Raw genomic sequence first — 21,340 nt, 5'->3', positions numbered from 1 at the left:
CTCCTCCGCTGCCCGCGATCGCACCTCCTCCGCAGCTGGTCATTCGGCGATCACGTCCGGCGATGTCGAACGATTTTTTCTCGACTTCCCCCACAAAATCGGACTGAGGTTCGTAGCCTTATGACAGGGGCAAATCACCTAGAGGGGGAGTAACGACATGACAAAACGATCTTTGAAACAGCTTAGTATCCTTAGTGTCGTCGCCGCATTGCCCATGCTCGCGCCAGCGATTGCTCACGCTGACACGACCACATCATTTCAAGCACAATATCAAAGCAACACCTCAGTAGAGGAATCTTTGTTGAAGACCGCTCAAGCGACACCGGTCAGCAACACGCAAGAACAGACATTGAGCAACGCCGTGCAGAGTATCAATGCCGAAGTGGCAAGTCTGTACAGCGTCGAACAAACTCTGGCGTCCGACTCGTCCCTGTCTGTGAGCGCCAGCGCTACGAGTGTTCAACAGCAAGTCAAGTCTCTGCAGCAACAGCGCCAATCGCTGATCAAGCAGATTAACCAAGAATGGCACACCTACACCGTTGCCCGGGGCAAGCAATCCGGACATGGAAAGAGCGGCAGCAGTTCGGGAACCTGGTCGCAAGCCTTGCAACAATGGCACTCAGACGAATCGACTTTGACCCAACTCAACAAGCGACTGTCTACGCTGCAAAATGAACAGAAGGAATTGAAACGAGGATCGATCAACAGTACTTTGAAGACCTTGCAACAGTCGATTCTGAATTTGCAAGGCGTGGCAATTGCCTATACGAAGGAGTGGATCGCCCTCAACCAAGGTCAGCAAGTCACCACGACGTTGACAGCACCGTCCAAGCTCCAAGTTCGGAATCTTCAGTCGACGAGTTGGACTGTCACATGGAGCCCTGTCGCGAACGCGACATCCTATGACGTCTACCTAAATGGCACACTCGTAGCAAGCAATGTCACAAGCACGTCCTACACATTCCAGAATGAGACGCCAGGGACGACGTACGATGTGACGGTGAGCGCGGTGGGATCGAACAACACCGAGAGCGCGCAATCCACGGCATTGACCGTCACAACGCCGATCTCGGTATCGGCCAGCCAAATTACCAACTCAGGCTGGGTACTTCAGTGGACACCGGTCTCCGGCGCAAGTTATTATGACATCTACGTCAACGGTTACCGTGCTGCCACCAACGTAACTGGCACATCCTATACGTTTGCCAACCAATCCGCTGGCAAACGCTACACGATTCGCGTGGTGGCGTATAATTCAGCGGACACGCAACTGACTCAATCGAACACATATACCGTAACGACGCTGTCGTGATCGGCAGGGCGAATGGGCCAGCAAACGAACTGGCACCGGGAAACGGAACGCCGCTGAAAAACGGCCACACCAATCATGGTGTGGCCTTCGTGCGTCTTCCATGTATCGAACCTGTTCGTGCCTTCGCGCGGGAGGCTGATGTACTGGAGGACATCCTCCTCCGTTTCCCGTCCGCCTTACCCGGCCATCGGCGCCACCCGCTTCCCACTCGGCTACTTGCGCTTTCTGTTTTTCGATCTCTGCGTCTCGCCCTGCACGCGTTCTTCGTGTTCTTCGAGTGGCAACGTCTTGTTGGCGTCGTTGTGCGCCGGCTTCTTGTGCTCCTTGGTCACGTGTCCACCTCCTGCTTGCTAGTATCCTCTTGCTGACAGGAAATATTGCATGGCTTGCCATGCCACGTGTCCATCGCCTACGCTCGATGGATATCACCCGCTGCGGCAATTCGCGTATAATCAAAGTGAAGCACAAGATCACTGGACCGAATGTACGTATGTCCTCGAAAATAGCGAGTGCGGCACTAGACATGTGTGAGGAGGATGTCGGATGGCGTTCGTCCATTTGCACGATTTAATCAAACTCGCCGAGACGAAGAACACGTCGATCGCGAACGTCATGCTCGAAGTCGAATGTGAACAATCTGGGCGATCCAAAGACGAGATCATCCAGCTTATGAATCGCCAGTTCGAAGTGATGGAGGAAGCGGCGCACAAGGGAACGCGCGAGCCGATTCGATCCCGTACGGGACTGACTGGCGGGGACGCGTACCTGGTCCAGGAGTATCTGAAGACCGGCCGATCGTTTCTGCATCCGGCGGCGCTCCAGGCGATGGCGTACGCTTTGTCCGTCAACGAAGTGAATGCGGGCATGGGAAGGATTGTGGCGACGCCAACGGCGGGATCGGCCGGCATATTGCCTGGGGTTCTGATCTCGATTCTCGAAACGGGCAAATATCCGCGCGAGTCCATCGTCATGTCGCTGTTGACGGCGGCCGCGCTGGGACTGGTCATCGCCAACTCCGCTTCCATCTCGGGGGCAGCTGGCGGCTGTCAGGCGGAGATTGGATCGGCGACTGCGATGGCGGCTGGAGCAGTGGTCGAGATCGCCGGCGGAACACCTGAGCAAGTCGGTCACGCGGTGGGCCTGGCGCTGAAGAATTCGCTCGGGCTCGTGTGCGATCCGGTCGGCGGTCTGGTGGAAATCCCTTGCATTATCCGCAACGGACTGCATGCGGTCACTGCGCTCGCGGCAGCCGATATGGCGTTGGCAGGCGTAAAGAGCATCATTCCGCCGGACGAAGTGATTCAGGCGATGTACGAGATCGGCAACGCGATGCCGGAATCCCTGCGCGAGACGGGACTTGGGGGGCTGGCCGCGACGCCCCGCGGAAAAGCCCTGCGCGAACAGGTATTTGGCAAGCCTTGCGAATCGAGGTGACGATGCGTGAAATACAACAGCGTGTTCGATATTATCGGCCCCATCATGGTGGGGCCATCCAGCTCACACACGGCTGGCGCCGTACGAATCGGAAACTTGGCCCGGCAAGTGCTCGGCGAAGAACCTAAGCAGGTGTCGTTTCGGCTCATGGGCTCGTTCGCGCAAACCTACGAAGGACACGGCACCGATGTGGCCTTGTTGGCTGGCGTACTCGGGATGGCGACGGACGATCCCCGCATTCCGGAAGCGGACAAGGCGGCACTCGAGGCTGGTCTCGAGTACCACTTTCAACCCGGCCACGTCGGCTACTTTCACCCCAATACCGTAGCTATCGACATCCGAGGGAACCATCGTTCCACCACGGTCGTCGCGAGTTCGCTCGGCGGCGGCAAGGTCGAGGTCCAGGAGTTGGACGGATTGCCCATCAAATTCACGGGTGAGCGGACCACGTTGATCTTGTACCACACCGATACGCGCGGTTTTTTGGCAAAGGTGTCCCACTTGCTCGACGCGAGAGGGTACAATATCGCCCGTTTGAGTTTGGAACGATGGACGCGCGGCGGATCGGCCGTCACCGTCTGCGAAATCGACGAACCGTTTGACGAAGCGCTGCTGCAAACGCTCCGCGCCGAGGTCAAGCAATTGATGGACGTTCGCGTCGTCCATGCCGAGTAGTTTGCGGTGTTATATCACCGCAAACTTTTTTCGCAAATGGACAATCATTTCGCGCGTGGTGGCATCGAGATTGTACCTTGCGCGGAAGCCCCATTCCTCATGGGCCGCGCTGGAGTCGATGGCATCCGGCCAACTGTCCGCAATCGACTGCTTTTCACTATCGACCTCGTACGCCATCTCAAACGTCGGGATCCAGGTCTGGATCGCCGAGCGGATCATCTCCGGATCCACACTCATGGCGGAGATATTGAATGCATTGCGGTGCTTCAATCGGCTGCCGTCCGCCTCCATCAGGTCGATCACGGCCGTGATGGCATCCTCCATGTACATCATGTCCATGTAGGTCCCTTTCGCGATGGGGCATACGTACCTGCCTGTCCGGACCGCCTCGTAATAAATCTCGACCGCGTAATCGGTCGTTCCGCCGCCGGGCGGCGTCTTGTGCGAGATGAGGCCTGGAAAGCGCACGCCGCGCGCGTCGACGCCGTACTTCCGAAAGTAATAGTCACAAAGCAATTCCCCAGCGACTTTGTTGATGCCGTACATCGTCGTCGGCCGCTGGATGGTGTCCTGCGGCGTCTGAAACCTCGGCGTCAGGGGACCGAACGCCGCGATGGAACTCGGATAAAACACCTGACAGCCAAATTGTCTGGCGACTTCAAGCGCGTTCATGAGGCCGCCCATGTTGAGGTTCCAGGCCAACAACGGATTCTTTTCAGCCGTGACGGACAACAATGCCGCCAAGTGGATGATGGTGTCAACTTGATGCTTGTCGACCAGTTCCGCCATGCGCTGACCGTCGGTGACATCGAGCAATTCGAATGGACCGGAGCCGCCCGTTGGACTGTCACTGGTTTGCGTCGGCGCGTGAATGTCGGTTTCAATGACGTTGTCCGCTCCATAATCCTGCCTCAGGCGGGCGACGAGTTCCGAACCGATTTGCCCAAGCGCGCCGGTAACTAAGATACGTTTCACGTGAGAACCTCCTGAATCCATCCGAACACGTCAAATGATGTTCATGTCCTTGCCCGCACGTTCGTAGATTGCGAGCGCTTGATCCAACATGTCTTTCGTATGAGCCGCAGTCGGCATGTTGCGGATGCGCCCTGTTCCTTTGGGCACAGTCGGAAATACGACGGACTTCGCGTAGACTCCTTCCGCGTACAGGCGTTTGCTGAACGCTTGCGTCGCGGTTTCGTCGCCAATGATGCACGGCGTGATCGGGGTCTCGCTGTGGCCAATGTCAAATCCAAGCTTCTTCAGTCCCTCTTTCAGGTAACGGCCATTCTCCCACAACCGCTCCTGCAGATCGGAACTGTCCATCAAGATGTCGATGGCGACGATGCATGCCGCAGCGGCCCCAGGTGTCATCGAAGTCGAGAACAAAAACGGCCGGGCCCGAACCTTCAGCCAGTCTATCAGCTCCTGGCGGCCGGCGACATATCCGCCCACGACGCCAATCGCCTTCGACAAGGTGCCAATTTGGAAATCGATCTGGTCGGACAGGCCAAAATGCTTCACAGTGCCGGCGCCGTTGCCCATCACGCCCGAACCGTGCGCGTCGTCCACGTAGGTGATAAGATCGAACTCCTTGGCGATCTCGGCGATCTCAGGCAGTTTTGCCACATCTCCGTCCATCGAGAAGACGCCGTCCGTAATGACCATTACCTTGTTGTACTGTCCGGACTCCTTGGCTTCTTTCGCCTTGGCGCGCAAATCGTCCATGTCGGAGTGCTTGACGCGGATGATCTTCGCTCTGGAGAGACGACAGCCGTCGATGATCGACGCGTGGTTCAACTCGTCCGACAAAATGGCGTCGTTGGCGTCCATGACTGCGGAAATCGCGCCCATATTGCAATTGAAGCCGGACTGGAACACGATAGCCGCTTCGGTGTGCTTGAACTCGGCGATTTTGCGCTCCAACTCGACATGAATGTCGAGCGTTCCATTGATGGTTCGCACGGCGCCTGCGCCAACGCCGTATTTCTCGGTCGCCTCGACAGCCGCCTGAATCAACCGTTTGTCCGTCGCAAGGCCAAAGTAATTATTCGAAGAGAGATTGATGAGTGATCGGCCGTTGATGTCGATCACGGGGCCGTTCGCGCTCTGCAGCGGCTCAATCTCATTGTAGAGTCCATTCGCCTTCAATTCACCCAAGTTTGCCTCGAGAAATGACTGTAAACTTTGGTTCGCCATAGGCGCCCTCCTCGGTCCATGAAATCCGGATCACGAATCTATCATACGCCATCCGAGGCGAAGCCTCCATGCCGCAGCGTATCGATCTTCTTCCGATTGTCAGCAGGCTGTCGGCCAACGCCCCCGGACTAGTTCAAATGGACGATACAAAACCATCCGAATGTTCCTTTCCGCTTCGATTGTCCGCCGCGACAATGGGAGCATGAGATGCCGAATCACAGACTCACCAGGAGGGTTGCCCTATGCACGTACCTGTAGGCGTATCCAATCGACATATTCACTTGACGCAGGAACACGCACATCAGCTGTTTGGTCAAAACCACGAGTTTCAGGTCCTCAAACCACTCAAACAGCCTGGGCAGTATGCTTGTCAGGAAACCGTCACGCTGAAGGGGCCCAAGGGCATGATCCCAAACGTGCGCGTACTCGGACCAGTGCGGCCGTACTCACAAGTCGAAATCTCGAAAACCGACAGCTATGTGCTCGGGCTGCGCCCTCCCGTGAGAGACTCCGGCGACATCGATGGGACGCCTGGCATCGAAGTGATTGGCCCGAACGGTTCTGTTGTGCTGGATCGCGGTGTCATACTGGCGAAGCGCCACCTGCATCTGCACCCGACAGACGCCATGGAACTCGGCGTCCATGACAAGGACCTTGTCGCCGTGATGACGAAAGGCGAGCGCCGAGTCATTCTCGAACAGGTGCTCTGCCGCGTGAATCCAAACTACCAGCTCGAGTTTCACATCGACACCGACGAAGCGAACGCGTCCGGCCTGTCGACGGGAGACATCGTGAGCGTCATCCAGATCGACGCGATTCATGAAATTCAAACCTTTACACCCAAACGCGTTCTCGTACTCAATTGCGGAAGCAGTTCGGTGAAATACAAAGTCTACGACATGCCGGGTGAAGTCCAATTGGATGAAGGTAACCTTCCCCGTGCGGATGGAGAGTCGTTGACGAACGCTGTCTCGCAAATTGCCGAACGAGTCGGCAGCGACATCGACGCTGTCGGGCATCGTGTCGTCCACGGCGGCGATTTGTTCCAAGCGTCGGCCTTGCTCGACAACGACGTGATCGAACAAATTGAGCGGCTCGGCTACCTTGCGCCCTTGCACAATCCATTCAACGCCGAAGGGATCCGGTTGGCCCAGCGCTTCTATCCAGACGTGCCGCACGTGGCCGTGTTTGACACGAGTTTTCATCAGACGATGCCCGAAACCTCGTTCCTGTACCCGATACCTTATGAGTACTACGAAAAACACAAGATTCGCAAATACGGCTTTCACGGCAGCAGCCATCGTTACGTGATGGAACGCGCGGAACAGCTTCTCGAGACGCCCAAGGAGCGACTCCGCCTGATCAGTTGCCACATCGGCAACGGCGTCAGTGTCACCGCGATTAAGAACGGCGAGTCATACGCCACATCCATGGGCCTCACGCCGCTCGCTGGCGTCGCGATGGGCACGCGCAGCGGCAATATCGATCCCGCCATCATCCCGATGCTCGAACAGCTCGAGCATCTGACGACCGAGCAGGTGATCGAGAAGCTCAATCACGAGAGCGGCCTCCTCGGCGTCTCCGGGCTGAGCAACGACGTCCGTGTCCTGCTGCAGGCCGCGGCAAATGGGCACCGGCGCGCGCAGGTGGCCCTCGAGATCTTCGTGAGCAAGATCCACGACTACATCGGACTGTGCATGGCGCGAATGAATGGAGCGGACGCCATGATCTTCACGGCGGGGATCGGGGAACACAGCGCTGAGATTCGCGAGCGGATTTGCCAAGGTCTCGAATACGCCGGCGTCTATCTCGATCCAGCGTTGAACCAGACCGCAAACCAGGGCGAGCACATCGTGTCTAGCCGCTACTCTCCGGTCAAAGTCTTGGTGATTCCGACCAATGAAGAGATCATCATGGCCCGCGACACGTACTGGTTGTCCATCGCTGATCACAGCCGGCGGATCGAAACGGCAGCCGTCGCACACGCGTAACGCCCAAGGAGAAAGGACCCCGGACAGGCGAGCCCGCCGGCCTGTCCAGAGTCCCATTCACGCATCCACGCTATTGCAGGGTCACCTTTGGAGTGTCAGCCTTACAGCATCACCTTCCGGCCCGACTTGGCGCTCTCGATGGCGCCAAACACCATGGCGACACTCTTGATGTTGTCGTGACAGTCCGTTTCGGCAGCTCGTCCCTCCGCGATCGACGCAAACATTTCGTCGAGGCAGCCCCAATGGCCTTCGCGCCCGTCCCACTCCAGCGGCACCGAAAGCGGCTTCGTAGGACGAATGAAAGCCGGCGCCTGCGATTCGTCGACCACGGCTCCGACGGGATCGTTCGCGCCGTCCCACATCAACGTCCCCCGCTCGCCCGTGATGCGCCACGACGACTCCCACGACGTATTCATGCCCTCCGCGCACCAGGAGCCTCGGTAGCAGAATGTCGATCCGTCGCTCATCTCGAAAATACAGATAGCCGACGCGTTTCCCTAATACCACGATCCAGGCGGATTGAACTCGTGGCAATACACCGACACCGCGTCCGCGCCAGAGATGCATCGCGCTTGATCGAACGTGTGAATCGCCATGTCGAGAATCAGCGGATGCTCCATCGCGTCGCGAAATCCACCGAAGTGCGCGCCAATAAAGAAATCGGCGTGGATGGAGCCGACGCGCCCGATCGCCCCGTTTTGCACGCTCGCCCGCAGCGCGCGAAGCTGCTTTTGATAGCGGCGATTCTGCATGACCGCATAGCGTTTGCCAGTCGACTCCGCCGCCCGCAGCATCGCCTTCGCATCCTCCATCGACACGCCCATCGGCTTTTCACCGAACACATTGCAGCCAGCCGTCAACGCGGTGGTCACAATCTCCCGATGACTCTCAGGAATCGTGACATCGAACACAAGATTCGCATCCGTTTCAGAAAGCGCTTGCTCCAAGCTGCTGAATGCAGGTGCCGACAGTCCCCGTCGGTTCGCCATCGCGATGGCGCTGTCGATGTAGATATCCACCAAACCAACGATCTCCGCATCGTCCCGCTGTGCGACGTAATCAAACCAAGTGTTGGACATCCCGCCGCATCCAGCGACGATGATCCGATGCTGTTTCAAGATCCACCAACTCCAAACGTCTCTCAGAATTACTCAGTTTACAGGTATCTCCGATTGAATCGCCATCCAATTCCCTTCCGAATCGCGGGAAAAAAGCCATCCCATTGGTCTCCCATATGTACGAAAGTCCCAACGCGTCGCGATAGAACGAAACCGCTTTGGCTGTGTCCTCCACCGTGATCGAGACCTGGCCGATCTTGCGAATGCCCCTTACGCCCATTCCCCGCGACTCGACAACGAAACGTGCCAGTGCCAACAAAAGAAGCTGAGCCCATTATAGTGAAGATCTGGCGCGGGGGGAAGGCGCGGGCGGCGCGGGAGAACGCGAAGCCGAATAAGCGGCCCCGGGCTGCTTATTCCACCAAACTCGCTCGATCCCGCCGATTTTAGCGGCCCACAAACGCTTATTCACTCCATATCCGCCGGATCGAGGCGATCACAGGTCGATTAAGCGGCCCTCGGCCGCTTATTCCACCAAAATCAGATGATTCGACAAGGATAAGCGGCCCACGGACGCTTATCCGCCCGAATTTTCGTTCCCACTCCCTTCCCACTCCCTTCCCACTCCCTTCCCACTCCCTTCCCGCTCCACCCGCGCAAGCCCATCGCCTTGCGGACGCGCGATCGGATATAGTTGACATATCACGACCATCGCGAGGTGATAAGCATGTGGTGGCTGGTGGACGTCATTGGTGGACTCGTTCTCTTAGCCTGGATTTGGTTGATGCTCTTTCGGGGCGGCTACTGGCGCACGACGATGCATTTGGGATCCGCTCCCGCGACGATGCCTGGCTCGGCTCAGATTCCGTCCCGTGCGGACAATCGCGCAGGCAACCATACCGACGACAAAGCGTGGCCCAGCGTGTGCGTGATCGTACCCGCCCGCAATGAGGCCGACATGCTGCCGAAGACGCTTCCGGCTTTATTGAGTCAACAGTACGATGGAAAATATTCCGTCGTGATCGTGGACGATCACAGTGAAGACAGCACCGCCCGGACCGCCGTCGAGATTGCACAGCAGAGCGGTGCTGCCGAGCGCCTGACCGTCATCTCTTCACCGGCGCTGCCCGAGGGGTGGACAGGCAAGGTGTTCGCCCAGCAGACGGGGCTTCAGCATGCTCCTGCCGACGCAGAGTACGTGCTGTTTACGGACGCGGACATCTTGCATCCGCCGAACTCGTTGCAGACGTTGGTCAGGCAGGCGGCAAACACGCGGGCCGATCTCGTTTCCCTCATGGTTCGCCTCGACATTCAGGGATTTTGGGCATCGATTCTGATTCCCGCATTCGTCTATTTCTTTGCGATGCTCTATCCGTTTCAATGGGTGGCGAATCCTCGTCGGCGAACGGCTGCAGCCGCTGGCGGAAGCATTCTCGTGCGGCGCAAGCTCGTGGCGAGAGACGGGGGGCTGGCCCCGATGGCGGACGCGCTCATCGACGACTGCGCGCTTGCGAAACTCGTCCAGAGCCGCGGCGGAACGCTCTGGCTCGGCCTTGGCGACGACGTGGCGAGTCTGCGCGAAGCGGCCAATCTGCAAAGCATCTGGAACATGGTGGCCCGCTCCGCCTACGTCCAACTCAAGTATTCCTTCATTCTGCTCGTCGGTACGGTGGTTGGCATGGCTCTGTTGTATTTGTATCCGGTCGTCCTGGCTCTTGTCTCGATCGCGCTTCTCGCGACCAACGAACCGACTCCAAGCGAAACGATGGGTCTCATTGTCAATGGACTCGCGTGGGTGCTGATGACGGCCAGTTTTATGCCGATGCTCGCTTGGTACCGAGTGTCACGCTGGAAAGCCATGTGGATTCCATTGTCTGGACTGCTCTATACCCTCATGACCATCGACTCCGCCCGCCGTTTTTGGCTTGGGAAGGAGGATGCATGGAAAGGCAGGCCGTATCGCCGGTATCACAGCGCCAAGCCCCTCTAAACGTGTGTCGGGCCGCCCAAGGCGGCCCGAACGAAAGTGTGGATCGAGATGGAATGACTGAGATCGCGAACCGAAAACGCGATCGCTGAATAATCGCCGTATTGCGTGACCTACTTCGTAGAATTCGGCGCAGGAACGACAGCCTCCGACGAATCTTCCACATGCACATAGCGTTTCCCTCGGAAGAAAGAAACCACGGCCGCGACCAGGGACATGATCAACGACACCAGGAATGCGAGTTTGAGACCATGCATGAACGGTGGACCAATCAGCGTTGGGAAATAGGTGTGACCCGTCAGGTAGCGCGCTTGCGCCGCTGGGATGTGGGACAGCAAACCGAACTCTTGCAGCAAATTTTTCAATGGATTATACCCGAGCAGCGCGGCGAACAGTGATGAGGTCGGCGGCAATTTCGAGATTTCGGCAGCCCCTGCCGCTGGTATGCCGTGCTGGGTTAAGCCCGAGTACAGTGTGCCCGGCAACTTCTGCGCAAGCCCTGCAATCATGATGGAGAAAAAGATCCCCATGCTGAGCATCGATCCCGCGTTGGTGAAGGTCGAACGCATCCCGGACCCGACGCCGCGGTACCGCGCCGGCAGCGAGTTCATAATCGCGGCGCTGTTCGGTGAAGCGAACAGGCCCATTCCTGCGCCAATCACGAAGAGATAGATCCAAAACAGCCAGTGATTGAAGTCGACCGGAAGCGATCCCAAGAGGTAGAAGCCAAGCGCCGTCACGACCATGCCGGCGGTCGCGAACGTTCTCGCTCCGAAACGATCCGACAAGGTTCCGCTGATGGGTCCGGCGACGAGGAAACCGAGCATCTGCGGCAGCGTGTAGAGCCCCGCAATGAGCGGCGTATTTGCGTAGGAAATGCCGTGCAAAGGCAGGTAGATTCCCTGCAGCCAAATGATCAGCATAAACTGCAGACCGCCGCGGGCGAGCGAGGCCAAGAGTCCGCTCAAATTCCCTGCGGTAAACGGCCAAATGCCAAACAATCGCAGATTGAACAGCGGTTGTTCGGTAAACGTCTCGACAATGACGAACACGATGAGGAAAACGAATCCGCCAATGAGTTCGCCAATCACGCGCGGGTTGCTCCAGCCCATGCTGTGGCTGCCATACGGCATGATGCCATACGTCAGACCAAGCATAATCCCCAGCAATCCCAGCGTGAGGGTGACGTTGCCGAGAATGTCCAATCGTTGGTTCGAGGGACGGCGAGAAACTTCCTTCAACGCGACAAACGCCCAAATCGTGCCGAAGATGCCCACCGGAACGTTGACGAGAAATACCCAGCGCCAGTGACCCGTCGCGGCAAGCGCGCCGCCGACAAGCAAGCCAATGATACCGCCGCCGATCGCCGCCACCTGGTTGAGACCGAGCGCCAGCCCTCGTTGATTTTGCGGAAAGGCGTCCGTGAGAATCGCGGCGCTGTTCGAGAACAAGAACCCGCCGCCGATCCCCTGCACGATGCGGAAGATAATCAACTCGACTTCGCCTGCCGTACCTTGGCTCCACGTCAGTGACGCCAGCACCGAACCCAGCGTAAACACGAGGAACCCCAGGTTGTACAAACGCACGCGGCCAAACATGTCCGACAGCCGTCCAAAGAGAACGAGCAACACGGTGGTCGCTACGTTAAACCCTAAGAGAACCCATAGCAACAGCCCCGTTTGGTTGCTGGCCAACGGATTCACTTTCAGACCGTTGAAAATCACCGGCAGCGCGATGATCAGGATGGACTGGTTGATGGTCGCCATCAATACGCCGAGTGTGGTGTTGGACAAGGCGATCCACTTGTAGTGTTGGTTGTGCGTTGACCCTTCAGCCATCTGTCAACTCTCCTCAGTCTTGAATTTCTCGCTTCGAAATCGGATCGATCGCTCCAACCGCTCTTGATACGCTTGTCTCATCGAAGTCAAACTCTGAATTTTGCTGTCCATCGTCGCAACCAGATCCTCGAGGATGCGTATGTATGAGTCCAAAGCGTGCCGCTTGTCCTCTTCATCCCCAGCCGCCTTGGACTCGCGAAAGTTCTTGCGCAACGCCTCAAGCTCCTGTTCCGCTTCCATGACATTGCGAATCTCTTGCAGGGAAAAGCCCAGATTCTCCTTGAGACGTATGACATTTTTCAAACGTTCGATCGCCGATTGATCGTATAGGCGATGGCCTCCAGGCGTACGCGCAACAGGCGTCAGAAGTCCAATCTCTTCGTAGTACCGCAGTGTGCGCGACGTGATTCCGAGTTCGCGTACGACTGCGTCTACGCCAATGGTGTCGCCAATTTGACCATCCAAATCCACTCACCACCTCTTCTTCGAAACGAAAAATTTCAGACCAAAATCGACAAGAACTCCCAAGTGATCATGTTAGCGGAACACGAAGTTTACGTCAACGTCAATTTACTTCAAAACCTTGTCTGGCGCCGCAAGAGGCGGTCATCGCCCATCCGCAGCCGTGCGACATCCAAGATTTACGCGTTCAACCCTGTGTCCCACTCTGTTACGCTTATCCTATTGGTTTACAGAAAGGGGAGATTCTATTGACGAGACAGATCAGCCGAGCCATCTCGACCGCCATGATCATCACGGCCGCATTTGGCGCAGTGACTTGGATCAGTCCCGCCACAGCAAACGCAGCAGTACGCAAAACGGTCGCGAAGGCAGGTCACTTGCCCCCAGGCGTTCATCACGTAAAAACATCCGGAAGCGCAGCCTTGTCCGCATCTTGGACATACAAGTACGACGCCGTGTTGCGTGTAGCTAGAAGCAAACTTGGCACCCCGTATATCTGGGGACACAATGAGGACCGAGGCCAGTATGGCTTCGATTGCTCTAACTACACGGAATACGTTTATCACCATGCGCTGGGATACCAATTTACGACCGCTTCGAAGAAGCAGGCTACTTCTGTCGGTTGGCGCGTTCCCATCAAGGACATGCGTCCAGGAGATCTGCTGATTTTCGACAACGGAAAACATGTAGGCATCTACATCGGCAACAATACAATGATCCAGGAGGGCGGCGGCAAAGGAAAAGTCGCCTACATGAACATCGGTCCTGGATGGTACTGGCACAACCATCTAACTGGCGTCAAACGAATGTTTTAACCTTCTGTTTGAACTTTCGAGTTTAATCCTCGAATTTAACCTACTGTTTCACTTGGAGCGCCAGACATCGAAGTCGGTGGACGCAATTAGGGGCGATGGGCAAATCGTCAATTTGTCCGTTATCGTCCCCAGTCCCCCGCGTTTCGATGTACAATACATAGGTACATGGACGGACGAAGGAGGATGGCAATGCATACGTTGGTGATCGTCCTGATCGTGCTCGTCGCCATCCTCGTGGTGATTCTTGGTTTCATCGCATTCTTGCTGTTCGCGGCGTTCAGCACGGTTCAGCCCATTCTACAGTTGCTTGGGAAAATCGGATTCTATATCTGGATATCTGACATCGTGAAGTGGATCTGGAAGCGAGTTCGCAAATGGAGCAATCAATCGAAGAGATAGGCGCTGCGACCGACGCCGCACGATCCGCCTCTCGACGCTCCCGGTCAGCGCGCCTTGTGCGACCGCTTCGCATCATTCCCACGCCGCCCTGCCAAGACAGGCTTCGTGCATACAAACGAGTTTTGGGTGACGAACGAGAGCACGTATCCCCGCTGCTCCAAGATCCGCAATACGTCGCCTATCGTGCGCCCCAAAAAGTTTGCGATCACGACGTCCGGATCGGAACTGCTTCCTGCTGTCACAACAATCTCCGCGCTCCCAGTCTCCCTCGCGTTCAAGACGACAACCATGCCGCATCCCCCCTCACTTCCATCACATGCAAGCGCTTGAAGAATGTGTGGGCATACCTTGGCGGACGTTGCATCATGTCTCAAGCTGCAATCTGTCTCACGTCGATTCAAACATCTTTCTTCTCCCGCGCGTGAGCCAATACATCCATAACAGGGCGAGCCAGACGAGGCCGCTGAAGACGGAGATTCGCGTCAACGGAGACCATACAATCGATACGAATGTCACCAACAACAGCAGGCATCCAATCATCGGAAGCACAGGCCAAAACGGCATCGGATACTTCAAACGGACACCGGATCGATTGGCCCGCCGCCGTGAGACCATCTCCGCGAGCAAAATGATGGCCCAGGTCCAGAGCGAAGCAAACGCGGACGCGCTCGTGATCCACACATAGACGTTGTTGGGCGCCAGATACGTGATGAGGATGCCTATCGAGATCGCGAAAGCCGTGATCCAGGTCGCAAGACGGGGGACGCGGTTTTTGTTGAGTGTCGAAATGGCATCCGGAATGACACCGCTTCGCGACAGGCTGTACAGCATCCGGCTGCCGCCGTACATTCCTGTGTTGCAGGAAGAGAGCCCGGAGAGCACAATGATCAAGTTGATCAGGCCTGCGGCAATCGGAATACCAATCTTCGAAAACATCAGCACGTACGGACTGCCCGAATGCCCAATCAAGTAGCTCCACGGAAAGGCGCACAACATGATCAGCATCGATCCGATATAAAGTACGCCGATGCGAACCGTCACTGTGCGAAATGCCCGTCTCATCGTCACCCTGGGATCGCGGGATTCGCCTGCTTCCACGCCAAGCGTCTCGATCCCGCTGTATGCCTGCACAACAAGCGACATCGCCATCAGCACGCCGAACCAGCCATGCGGCAGAAAGCCTCCATTGACCCAGAGATTGGTTAACCCGGTCACGTGGCCATGGTTGAAGAGGCCGGTCAGAATGATCAGCAGACCGAACGCCATGAATACCGTGATCGCAAGAATTTTCAACGCGGCGAACCAAAACTCGATCTCGCCGAAGAGACGGACGACGAGCAAATTCGATATCGTAAACAGGATCAGCGCCGCCAGTCCGGGAATCCACGCGGGCAGCGATGGAAACCAGTATTCCAACAGCTTGCCAATCGCGGCAAGTTCGGACATCACTGTGGCGATCCAATAGAACCACCACATGCCTGCGGTGACCAAGCCAACGCCGCGCCCCAGATGCCTGGTCGCGTATTCCGTAAATGAGCCTGAGGTTGGAGACTCGACGGTCATCTCGCCAAGCGCGCGCATGACGATAGCGACAATCACACCGCACGCTAGAAAACCAATCAACACGCCCGGCCCCGCTAGCTGCACGCTGACCGACGCCCCATAGAACAAGCCCACGCCAATCACGCCGCCAATCGCCAGCATACTGATATGGCGGCCAGACAAACTGCGTCGCAAGTCGTTACTTCCCGATTGAACATGGTGTTCGGGTTTTGCCTGGCTCACATCTGCGCCCCCTCAAATGGCAGAGTGATCATGCGATCACGCCTGAAATGTCGTGCACACAGTATATGTACACGAAGGATGGGGCGTGAGCGGCCAAGAACCTCCCTGAAGCCCTTGACGATCTCGAGCCAATCGATCATGGTTGTAGATACCAACGCATGATGGAGGAGTGTTCATCAGCATGAGTACAGATGAGTCCTTGGCACAACTTGGGCAAACAGGCCAATCCACGACGATTCCCCGATCCGAACATCCGAACCCCCAGTACTACCGTCCCAACTTTGTCAGCTTGAATGGAACGTGGAAATTCGAATTCGACGACGAGAACATTGGCATCCAAGAACATTGGTACAACCATGCTCCATTTTCCCGAGAAATTCTCGTCCCGTTTGCATACCAAAGCGAACTGAGCGGCATAGGCGATCCGCGATTCCACGACGTGGTTTGGTACCAACGACAATTTTCGGTGGAAACGGACCAAGCCGACACCCGCGTATTGCTGCACTTTGGCGCCGTCGACTACAAGGCGCAAGTCTGGATCAATGGGCAGTTCGCAGGACAGCATGAGGGTGGCCATACCCCATTCACCGTAGACGCGACAGACCTCGTCAGCGCGGGGGCAAATCTCCTCACCGTCCGGGCACAAGACTTCAGCACCGACTTGTCCTTGCCTCGAGGCAAACAGTTCTGGGAAGAACATTCCGCGAGCATCTTCTATACAAGAACCACAGGCATTTGGCAAAGCGTGTGGATGGAACAGGTTCCACAAACGTACATCGAATCTGTCAAGGCGACCCCAAACCTGGACGAAGGGGCTGTCGATCTCGATGTACACATCGAAGGACTCCACCGTCATCTCATCCCAGCCGAATTCTCCGTTACGGTCAGCCACGAAGGAAAGACTATCGCCCAAACACGCGTGCGCGCGCAAGAGCGGTTCCACTTGCGGATATACGTCAACAGCGACCCAGCCCAACCTGTGCGTGCCTGGTCGCCGGAGGAACCAAACCTGTACGATATCACGTACTCGCTTCACGACACCGAAGGCGTGATCGACACGGTTCAAAGCTATTTTGGCATGCGCAAAATTGCCGTCGAGAATGGCGTGATTCTGCTGAACAACCGCCCATACTATCTTCGCATGGTCCTGGATCAAGGTTACTTTCCGGACGGTAATCTCACGCCTCCCAGCGACAACGCCATTCGCCAGGATGTGGAACTGATCAAAGCGCTCGGCTTCAACGGCGCTCGCAAACATCAGAAAATTGAGGACCCCCGCTACCTCTACTGGTGCGACAAATTGGGCCTTATCGTGTGGGGAGAAATGGCAAACGCCTATGAGTATTCGGAGCGGGCCATCAGCCGTTTGACCGCAGAGTGGCAGGAAGCCGTCGCACGCGACTACAACCATCCCTGCATCATCGCTTGGGTGCCGCTAAACGAGAGCTGGGGCGTACCCAACCTCATCTCCGACGGAAGACAACGCGCGTTTCTGAATGCCTTGTACTACCTCACCAAGTCACTCGACCCATCGCGGTTGGTGATATCAAACGATGGATGGGAGCACACCCACTCGGATTTATGTACGATTCACGACTATGAAAGCGCTCGCGAGATCCTCTCGGCCCGCTACGCAACGCGGGAATCGTCCGTATCCGCCACCCCCGGGCACCATCTGATATATGCGCCAGGTTACCACAATGAAGGTGAGCCTATCATGGTTACCGAAATGGGCGGAATCTCTTATAAAAAAAGCGGATGGGATGGATGGGGATACTCATCCGCCGCGTCCGATCCCGACTTTGTCCAGCGCTATTTCGACGTCATTCAACCCATGTTCGATTCGCCCGTGATCCAAGGCTTTTGCTACACCCAGTTCACGGACGTGGAACAAGAGATCAACGGACTTTTGACGTACGACCGAAAACCGAAAGTACCTGTTGAGGTGATTCGCTCCATTACGGAGGGGCGCGGCATTCCACATGACTTCAGCACGGGCGCCGGAGCGTAGCAGGGGGGCAAAGGGTGGCGGGCTGTCGGTGGCGGGATCGGGCAAGACGGGCGATGGTGAACGAAGGGTGGGCGCTGCAGGCGACCGGTGCACGCGCGAATAGGCGGCCCCGGGACGCTTATTTCGGCAAAACGGCCGGATCAAGGGCAAATAGGCGGCTCCGGGACGCTTATTTGCCTCCGATCCCTCCCGAACGAGTCGGGCTCGGCCATTTAAGCGTCTGCGAGCCGCTTATTCGCCGCCACTCAGGCGATTCGACACACTTAAGCGGCCTGCGGCCGCTTATTCGCCTCCGGTGCCTCGGGCTCGGACAGAACACGTAGGCTGCCGGGACGGGATCGCGCCACCGCCCACGCCACGCCGTCGCCCCCTGCCAGAAACCGTTCAAGTCGGCAACAGCGGCAGCACCACCACGAACGCCGTCCCTTTCCCCACCTCGCTCATCACTTCGATCTCGCCGCCATGTGCGACGACGAACTCTTTCGCGATAGCCAGGCCCAGGCCGGTCCCTCCAGTATTCCGGGAGCGATCCTCGTCCGCCCGATAGAATCGATCGAACAGGTACGGCAGATGCTCCTGTGCGATGCCTGGACCGGTGTCCTTGACCATCACGCGCAGTTCGTGCGGCGCGAGATCGACAACGACCTTGACCTCACCGCCGTCCGGCGTGTAACGGACGGCGTTGCCGAGGAGGTTGACGAACACCTGCGTCATTCTGTCGGGATCGATCAAGATCTCGCGCGTCTTCGCGCTCACCGCGGCTGCGTTCCCATTCGTGCCAGAATCGCCCATCGCGGCAGAATCATCCGTGGTTTTGTCCCTGGTCTCCAACTCCAAGCGAATCTTTTTATCCGCCGCCTCAATCTCGAAATACTCCACGATCCGTTGGAAGAACGCGATCGCGTCGGTGGGACGTTTATGCACAGCCAATTTGCCAACTTCCGCTTGCGAGAGTTGGTGCAGATCCTGGACCAATCTGGACAGCCGGATGACCTCGTCGTGAATTGGCAATAAATCCTCGGGTTTAGGCTCGCGGACGCCTTGTTGGATGAGTTCCAATTGTCCTTGGATAATCGTGAGCGGAATTCGAAGTTCGTGGGCCACATCGGCGACCAGATGCGTGCGTGCGCGCTCCGTGGCTTGCAACTGCCTGGTCATTTCGTTGAACGCAAGTGCGACTTGCCCGAATTCGTCGTTTGAGGACACCGGGATTTGCGTGGATAAATCGCCTTTCGTGATGCCCTTGATGGCCTGCAACATGCGTTTCAGCGGTCTCGTCATCCGCCTCGCCATAAAGGCGCCCGACAAGAGCGCGAGCGTTCCCGATATGATGATTCCCCACAACGTTGCCAAGGTCATCGTGTGCAGCACAGTCTCTTCAATCTCGTAAAACGGATCCAGGCCTTCGCCGTAGATCATCAAATCGCCGAGAATGCGCCCATTCGATTGCAAATGCACGATGGAATACAGGCTTCGTGCGCGCATGCCTCGCTGTCGTCCGACGTCAAGGATCAAGTGTCCCTTGGGATCGACGACAATCAACTGCTCAGGCAAATCGTTACCCGCCGGCCGGACTGCCATCAGCGCTTTCAACTGCTTGTCCACCTCGGACCACGATCCGCCGTCGCTTCGGTAGAAATAGCTGATGACATCGGCCCATTGAACAGCCGTTCGCTGTCTGGCCTGGCTGGCGTAAGAGCGAAACATGCCCTCGAGTTCATTGTGTGCCAACGTGAAAAAGGCCGCCGACATGAACGCGATGAGGGACGCAATGATGAGGAACACTTTGCGTGTGACGGTGATCCTCATAGATCGTCTCCAAAGCGATAACCCATGCCATGAACCGTTTGAATGTACCGCGGATTGGACGGATTATCTTCGATCTTTCGGCGAAGATGGCTGATATGGCTGTCCACCGTGCGTTCATAGTTCATATACGCGTTGCCCATGACGGTCTGAAGGAGTTGCAGGCGGCTGTAGACCACACCAGGTTTGGCGGCCAATGTGACGAGCATTTGAAACTCCGCGGGAGTCAACGCGATTTCTTCGCCATTTTTCCACACGCGAAAACGGGCCTCGTCAATTTTCAAATTCCCCCGCACGTACACAGGTTCCGGCGCAGGTTGCTGCTGTGCCCGGCGAAGGACGGATCGGATACGGGCGACGAGTTCGCGAAGTCCGAACGGCTTCGCGATATAGTCGTCCGCGCCCATTTCGAGTCCCAATACGCGATCCACTTCTTCCGATCGCGCCGTCACCATGATGATGGGAATTGCCGAAGCGGAGCGAAGTTCGCGGCAGACGTCGATCCCGCTGACCCCTGGCAGCATCCAATCCAATATCACCAAATCAGGTTTGAGTTGATCCACGGTTTTCACGACGGACGATCCATCGAAAAGTGCGTGTACCTCAAACCCCTCGCCTTCGAGGAATGATTTGATGACATCCACGACCTTCGGCTCGTCATCCACAATCAAAATGCGCTGCGGCACATTGATCACCTCTCCGTCCATTATATTTGAACGCGTTCTTGTCCGTTTGGAGAAGCCGTGGAGAAGCTGTGGACGCCTATAACGCGATTGGCTGCACGGCGTAGAATGAACTGTGCCACAACTGCATGGCTCGCGAAAATTCCTACAAAAATCCACATCTTCCCCGACGATTCGAGCTATCTTGATATAGGCGCAGTTCAACAAGGTATGATTGATAAGGAGTGGAAAGCCGTGGGCTTCCAACACATCTTGATGGCGTACGGATACACGGGCGTATTTGTGCTGCTTGGCCTCGAATATCTGATTTTGATCGTCCCAGGAGAAACGCTGCTCACGACGCTCGGCATCCTGGCCCAAACGCACAAGATTCACCTGCATTTGTGGCTTCTCGTGATCGCGGCGACGCTCGGCACATTTGCCGGATCCATCGCGACGTATTGGCTAGGCCGCGCCGTTGGTCGCCCATTCATCCTGCGATACGGGAAGTACGTGTTCCTGACGGAGGCCAGGTTGCAGAAAACGGAAAGACTCTTTCGCCGCAGCGCACTTCCGACCATCATCGTCACAAAATATATCGCGGTCATTCGCGATCTCGTCCCATACGTGGCTGGTATTCAACGAATCCGAATGCGCACCTACCTAACGGCCCAACTCATCGCTTCGCTGGCTTGGACCAGCACGTTTCTGTTGACCGGATCGTTCCTGGAGAAGGCTGGCCAATCACTCTATCACCACTGGCGCATCGAATGTATTCCTGCCGCCGTGCTTCTTGCCGCCCTGGTCTTTGCGTACCGCGCGTTCCACAAACGCCTTGACCGCTTCGTCAATCGGGACGGCGACATGCCGAATCACGACATCTCCATCAACAAATGAGCAACGAGTGAG

18 protein-coding genes and 1 pseudogene are annotated in these 21,340 nt (G+C 56.8%); 9 read left to right on the top strand and 10 right to left on the bottom strand.

Going from position 1 to position 21,340, the window contains the following annotated elements; all coding sequences use genetic code 11:
* The first annotated feature begins 157 nt into the window (after nt 1-157).
* The 3 genes from AAC01S_RS11715 to sdaAB all read left to right on the top strand — a co-directional run bounded on the left by AAC01S_RS11715 (nt 158) and on the right by sdaAB (nt 3,421).
* Nucleotides 158-1,312 (top strand): fibronectin type III domain-containing protein, encoded by a 1,155-nt coding sequence (locus AAC01S_RS11715; protein ID WP_067622383.1) that lies wholly within the window; start codon nt 158-160, stop codon nt 1,310-1,312.
* 543 nt (nt 1,313-1,855) lie between these two features.
* Nucleotides 1,856-2,746: an L-serine ammonia-lyase, iron-sulfur-dependent, subunit alpha gene (sdaAA, locus tag AAC01S_RS19290; RefSeq protein WP_067622380.1), complete on the top strand. Its 891-nt coding sequence runs from the start codon at nt 1,856-1,858 to the stop codon at nt 2,744-2,746.
* A 6-nt stretch (nt 2,747-2,752) separates the two neighbouring features.
* A complete protein-coding gene (gene sdaAB, locus AAC01S_RS19285; RefSeq protein ID WP_067622377.1) occupies nt 2,753-3,421 on the top strand; it encodes an L-serine ammonia-lyase, iron-sulfur-dependent subunit beta in 669 nt (222 codons plus the stop codon).
* Between the two features lie 9 nt (nt 3,422-3,430).
* Here the strand turns inward: sdaAB and AAC01S_RS11700 are convergent, their stop codons facing one another.
* Both AAC01S_RS11700 and AAC01S_RS11695 read right to left on the bottom strand, forming a co-directional pair.
* On the bottom strand, nt 3,431-4,396 hold the full coding sequence (locus AAC01S_RS11700; protein WP_067622374.1) for an NAD-dependent epimerase/dehydratase family protein: 966 nt from the start codon (nt 4,394-4,396) through the stop codon (nt 3,431-3,433).
* A gap of 30 nt (nt 4,397-4,426) precedes the next feature.
* The gene (locus AAC01S_RS11695) at nt 4,427-5,617 is read right to left on the bottom strand and encodes a glycine C-acetyltransferase (protein ID WP_067622372.1); all 1,191 of its coding nucleotides are present in this window, start codon (nt 5,615-5,617) and stop codon (nt 4,427-4,429) included.
* Between the two features lie 242 nt (nt 5,618-5,859).
* Here AAC01S_RS11695 and AAC01S_RS20140 point away from each other — a divergent pair, with 242 nt between their 5' ends.
* Entirely contained in the window at nt 5,860-7,608 is a 1,749-nt protein-coding gene (locus AAC01S_RS20140; protein ID WP_067622369.1) for an acetate/propionate family kinase, read from the top strand.
* 101 nt (nt 7,609-7,709) lie between these two features.
* Here the strand turns inward: AAC01S_RS20140 and AAC01S_RS11685 are convergent.
* Nucleotides 7,710-8,726 (bottom strand): annotated as a pseudogene (locus AAC01S_RS11685) (Gfo/Idh/MocA family protein).
* Nucleotides 8,668-8,946, bottom strand: coding sequence for a VOC family protein (locus tag AAC01S_RS20245; protein WP_067622366.1), 279 nt, complete (start codon nt 8,944-8,946; stop codon nt 8,668-8,670). The pseudogene AAC01S_RS11685 and the gene AAC01S_RS20245 overlap by 59 nt, the downstream one beginning before the upstream one ends.
* Before the next feature lie 447 nt (nt 8,947-9,393).
* Here AAC01S_RS20245 and AAC01S_RS11675 point away from each other — a divergent pair, with 447 nt between their 5' ends.
* Nucleotides 9,394-10,656, top strand: a complete 1,263-nt coding sequence (locus AAC01S_RS11675) for a glycosyltransferase (protein ID WP_067622364.1) — start codon at nt 9,394-9,396, stop codon at nt 10,654-10,656.
* 110 nt (nt 10,657-10,766) lie between these two features.
* Here the strand turns inward: AAC01S_RS11675 and AAC01S_RS11670 are convergent, their stop codons facing one another.
* Together AAC01S_RS11670 and AAC01S_RS11665 are read right to left on the bottom strand one after the other, a co-directional pair.
* Entirely contained in the window at nt 10,767-12,491 is a 1,725-nt protein-coding gene (locus AAC01S_RS11670; RefSeq protein WP_067622361.1) for an MFS transporter, read from the bottom strand.
* Nucleotides 12,492-12,494: 3 nt separating this feature from the next.
* The gene (locus tag AAC01S_RS11665) at nt 12,495-12,962 is read right to left on the bottom strand and encodes a helix-turn-helix domain-containing protein (RefSeq protein WP_245630198.1); all 468 of its coding nucleotides are present in this window, start codon (nt 12,960-12,962) and stop codon (nt 12,495-12,497) included.
* Between the two features lie 239 nt (nt 12,963-13,201).
* Here AAC01S_RS11665 and AAC01S_RS11660 point away from each other — a divergent pair, with 239 nt between their 5' ends.
* A complete protein-coding gene (locus AAC01S_RS11660) occupies nt 13,202-13,768 on the top strand; it encodes a C40 family peptidase (RefSeq protein ID WP_067622358.1) in 567 nt (188 codons plus the stop codon).
* 189 nt (nt 13,769-13,957) lie between these two features.
* A complete protein-coding gene (locus AAC01S_RS11655; protein WP_067622355.1) occupies nt 13,958-14,167 on the top strand; it encodes a hypothetical protein in 210 nt (69 codons plus the stop codon).
* Between the two features lie 44 nt (nt 14,168-14,211).
* On the opposite strand, the gene AAC01S_RS11650 is transcribed toward AAC01S_RS11655, so the two are convergent.
* Complete coding sequence (locus AAC01S_RS11650; protein WP_067622353.1) at nt 14,212-14,457, bottom strand: hypothetical protein; 246 nt, start codon at nt 14,455-14,457, stop codon at nt 14,212-14,214.
* Nucleotides 14,458-14,554: 97 nt separating this feature from the next.
* On the bottom strand, nt 14,555-15,952 hold the full coding sequence (locus AAC01S_RS11645) for an amino acid permease (RefSeq protein WP_245630197.1): 1,398 nt from the start codon (nt 15,950-15,952) through the stop codon (nt 14,555-14,557).
* 181 nt (nt 15,953-16,133) lie between these two features.
* On the opposite strand from AAC01S_RS11645, the gene AAC01S_RS11640 reads away from it, so the two are divergent.
* A complete protein-coding gene (locus AAC01S_RS11640; protein ID WP_067622350.1) occupies nt 16,134-17,963 on the top strand; it encodes a glycoside hydrolase family 2 protein in 1,830 nt (609 codons plus the stop codon).
* Nucleotides 17,964-18,347: 384 nt separating this feature from the next.
* Here AAC01S_RS11640 and AAC01S_RS11635 read toward each other — a convergent pair whose 3' ends face one another.
* Nucleotides 18,348-19,772: a sensor histidine kinase gene (locus AAC01S_RS11635; RefSeq protein WP_067622344.1), complete on the bottom strand. Its 1,425-nt coding sequence runs from the start codon at nt 19,770-19,772 to the stop codon at nt 18,348-18,350.
* Entirely contained in the window at nt 19,769-20,455 is a 687-nt protein-coding gene (locus AAC01S_RS11630; protein ID WP_067622341.1) for a response regulator, read from the bottom strand. Before AAC01S_RS11630 ends, AAC01S_RS11635 begins: the two co-directional genes overlap by 4 nt.
* Nucleotides 20,456-20,686: 231 nt before the next feature.
* On the opposite strand from AAC01S_RS11630, the gene AAC01S_RS11625 reads away from it, so the two are divergent.
* Nucleotides 20,687-21,328: a DedA family protein gene (locus tag AAC01S_RS11625; RefSeq protein ID WP_067622338.1), complete on the top strand. Its 642-nt coding sequence runs from the start codon at nt 20,687-20,689 to the stop codon at nt 21,326-21,328.
* Nucleotides 21,329-21,340: the final 12 nt, after the last annotated feature.

Source organism: Alicyclobacillus acidiphilus NBRC 100859 (assembly GCF_001544355.1).
Classification (GTDB): domain Bacteria; phylum Bacillota; class Bacilli; order Alicyclobacillales; family Alicyclobacillaceae; genus Alicyclobacillus; species Alicyclobacillus acidiphilus.
This window is presented reverse-complemented; position numbering and strand designations above follow the sequence as displayed.

Bases quoted from the DNA above. Each gene is read 5' to 3' on its own strand.
- AAC01S_RS11715 (WP_067622383.1), top strand. From the start codon at position 158: ATGACAAAACGATCTTTGAAACAGCTTAGTATCCTTAGTGTCGTCGCC.
- sdaAA (WP_067622380.1), top strand. From the start codon at position 1,856: ATGGCGTTCGTCCATTTGCACGATTTAATCAAACTCGCCGAGACGAAG.
- AAC01S_RS11695 (WP_067622372.1), bottom strand. From the start codon at position 5,617: ATGGCGAACCAAAGTTTACAGTCATTTCTCGAGGCAAACTTGGGTGAA.
- AAC01S_RS20140 (WP_067622369.1), top strand. From the start codon at position 5,860: ATGCACGTACCTGTAGGCGTATCCAATCGACATATTCACTTGACGCAG.
- AAC01S_RS20245 (WP_067622366.1), bottom strand. From the start codon at position 8,946: ATGGGCGTAAGGGGCATTCGCAAGATCGGCCAGGTCTCGATCACGGTG.
- AAC01S_RS11675 (WP_067622364.1), top strand. From the start codon at position 9,394: ATGTGGTGGCTGGTGGACGTCATTGGTGGACTCGTTCTCTTAGCCTGG.
- AAC01S_RS11670 (WP_067622361.1), bottom strand. From the start codon at position 12,491: ATGGCTGAAGGGTCAACGCACAACCAACACTACAAGTGGATCGCCTTG.
- AAC01S_RS11655 (WP_067622355.1), top strand. From the start codon at position 13,958: ATGCATACGTTGGTGATCGTCCTGATCGTGCTCGTCGCCATCCTCGTG.
- AAC01S_RS11650 (WP_067622353.1), bottom strand. From the start codon at position 14,457: ATGGTTGTCGTCTTGAACGCGAGGGAGACTGGGAGCGCGGAGATTGTT.
- AAC01S_RS11640 (WP_067622350.1), top strand. From the start codon at position 16,134: ATGAGTACAGATGAGTCCTTGGCACAACTTGGGCAAACAGGCCAATCC.
- AAC01S_RS11635 (WP_067622344.1), bottom strand. From the start codon at position 19,772: ATGAGGATCACCGTCACACGCAAAGTGTTCCTCATCATTGCGTCCCTC.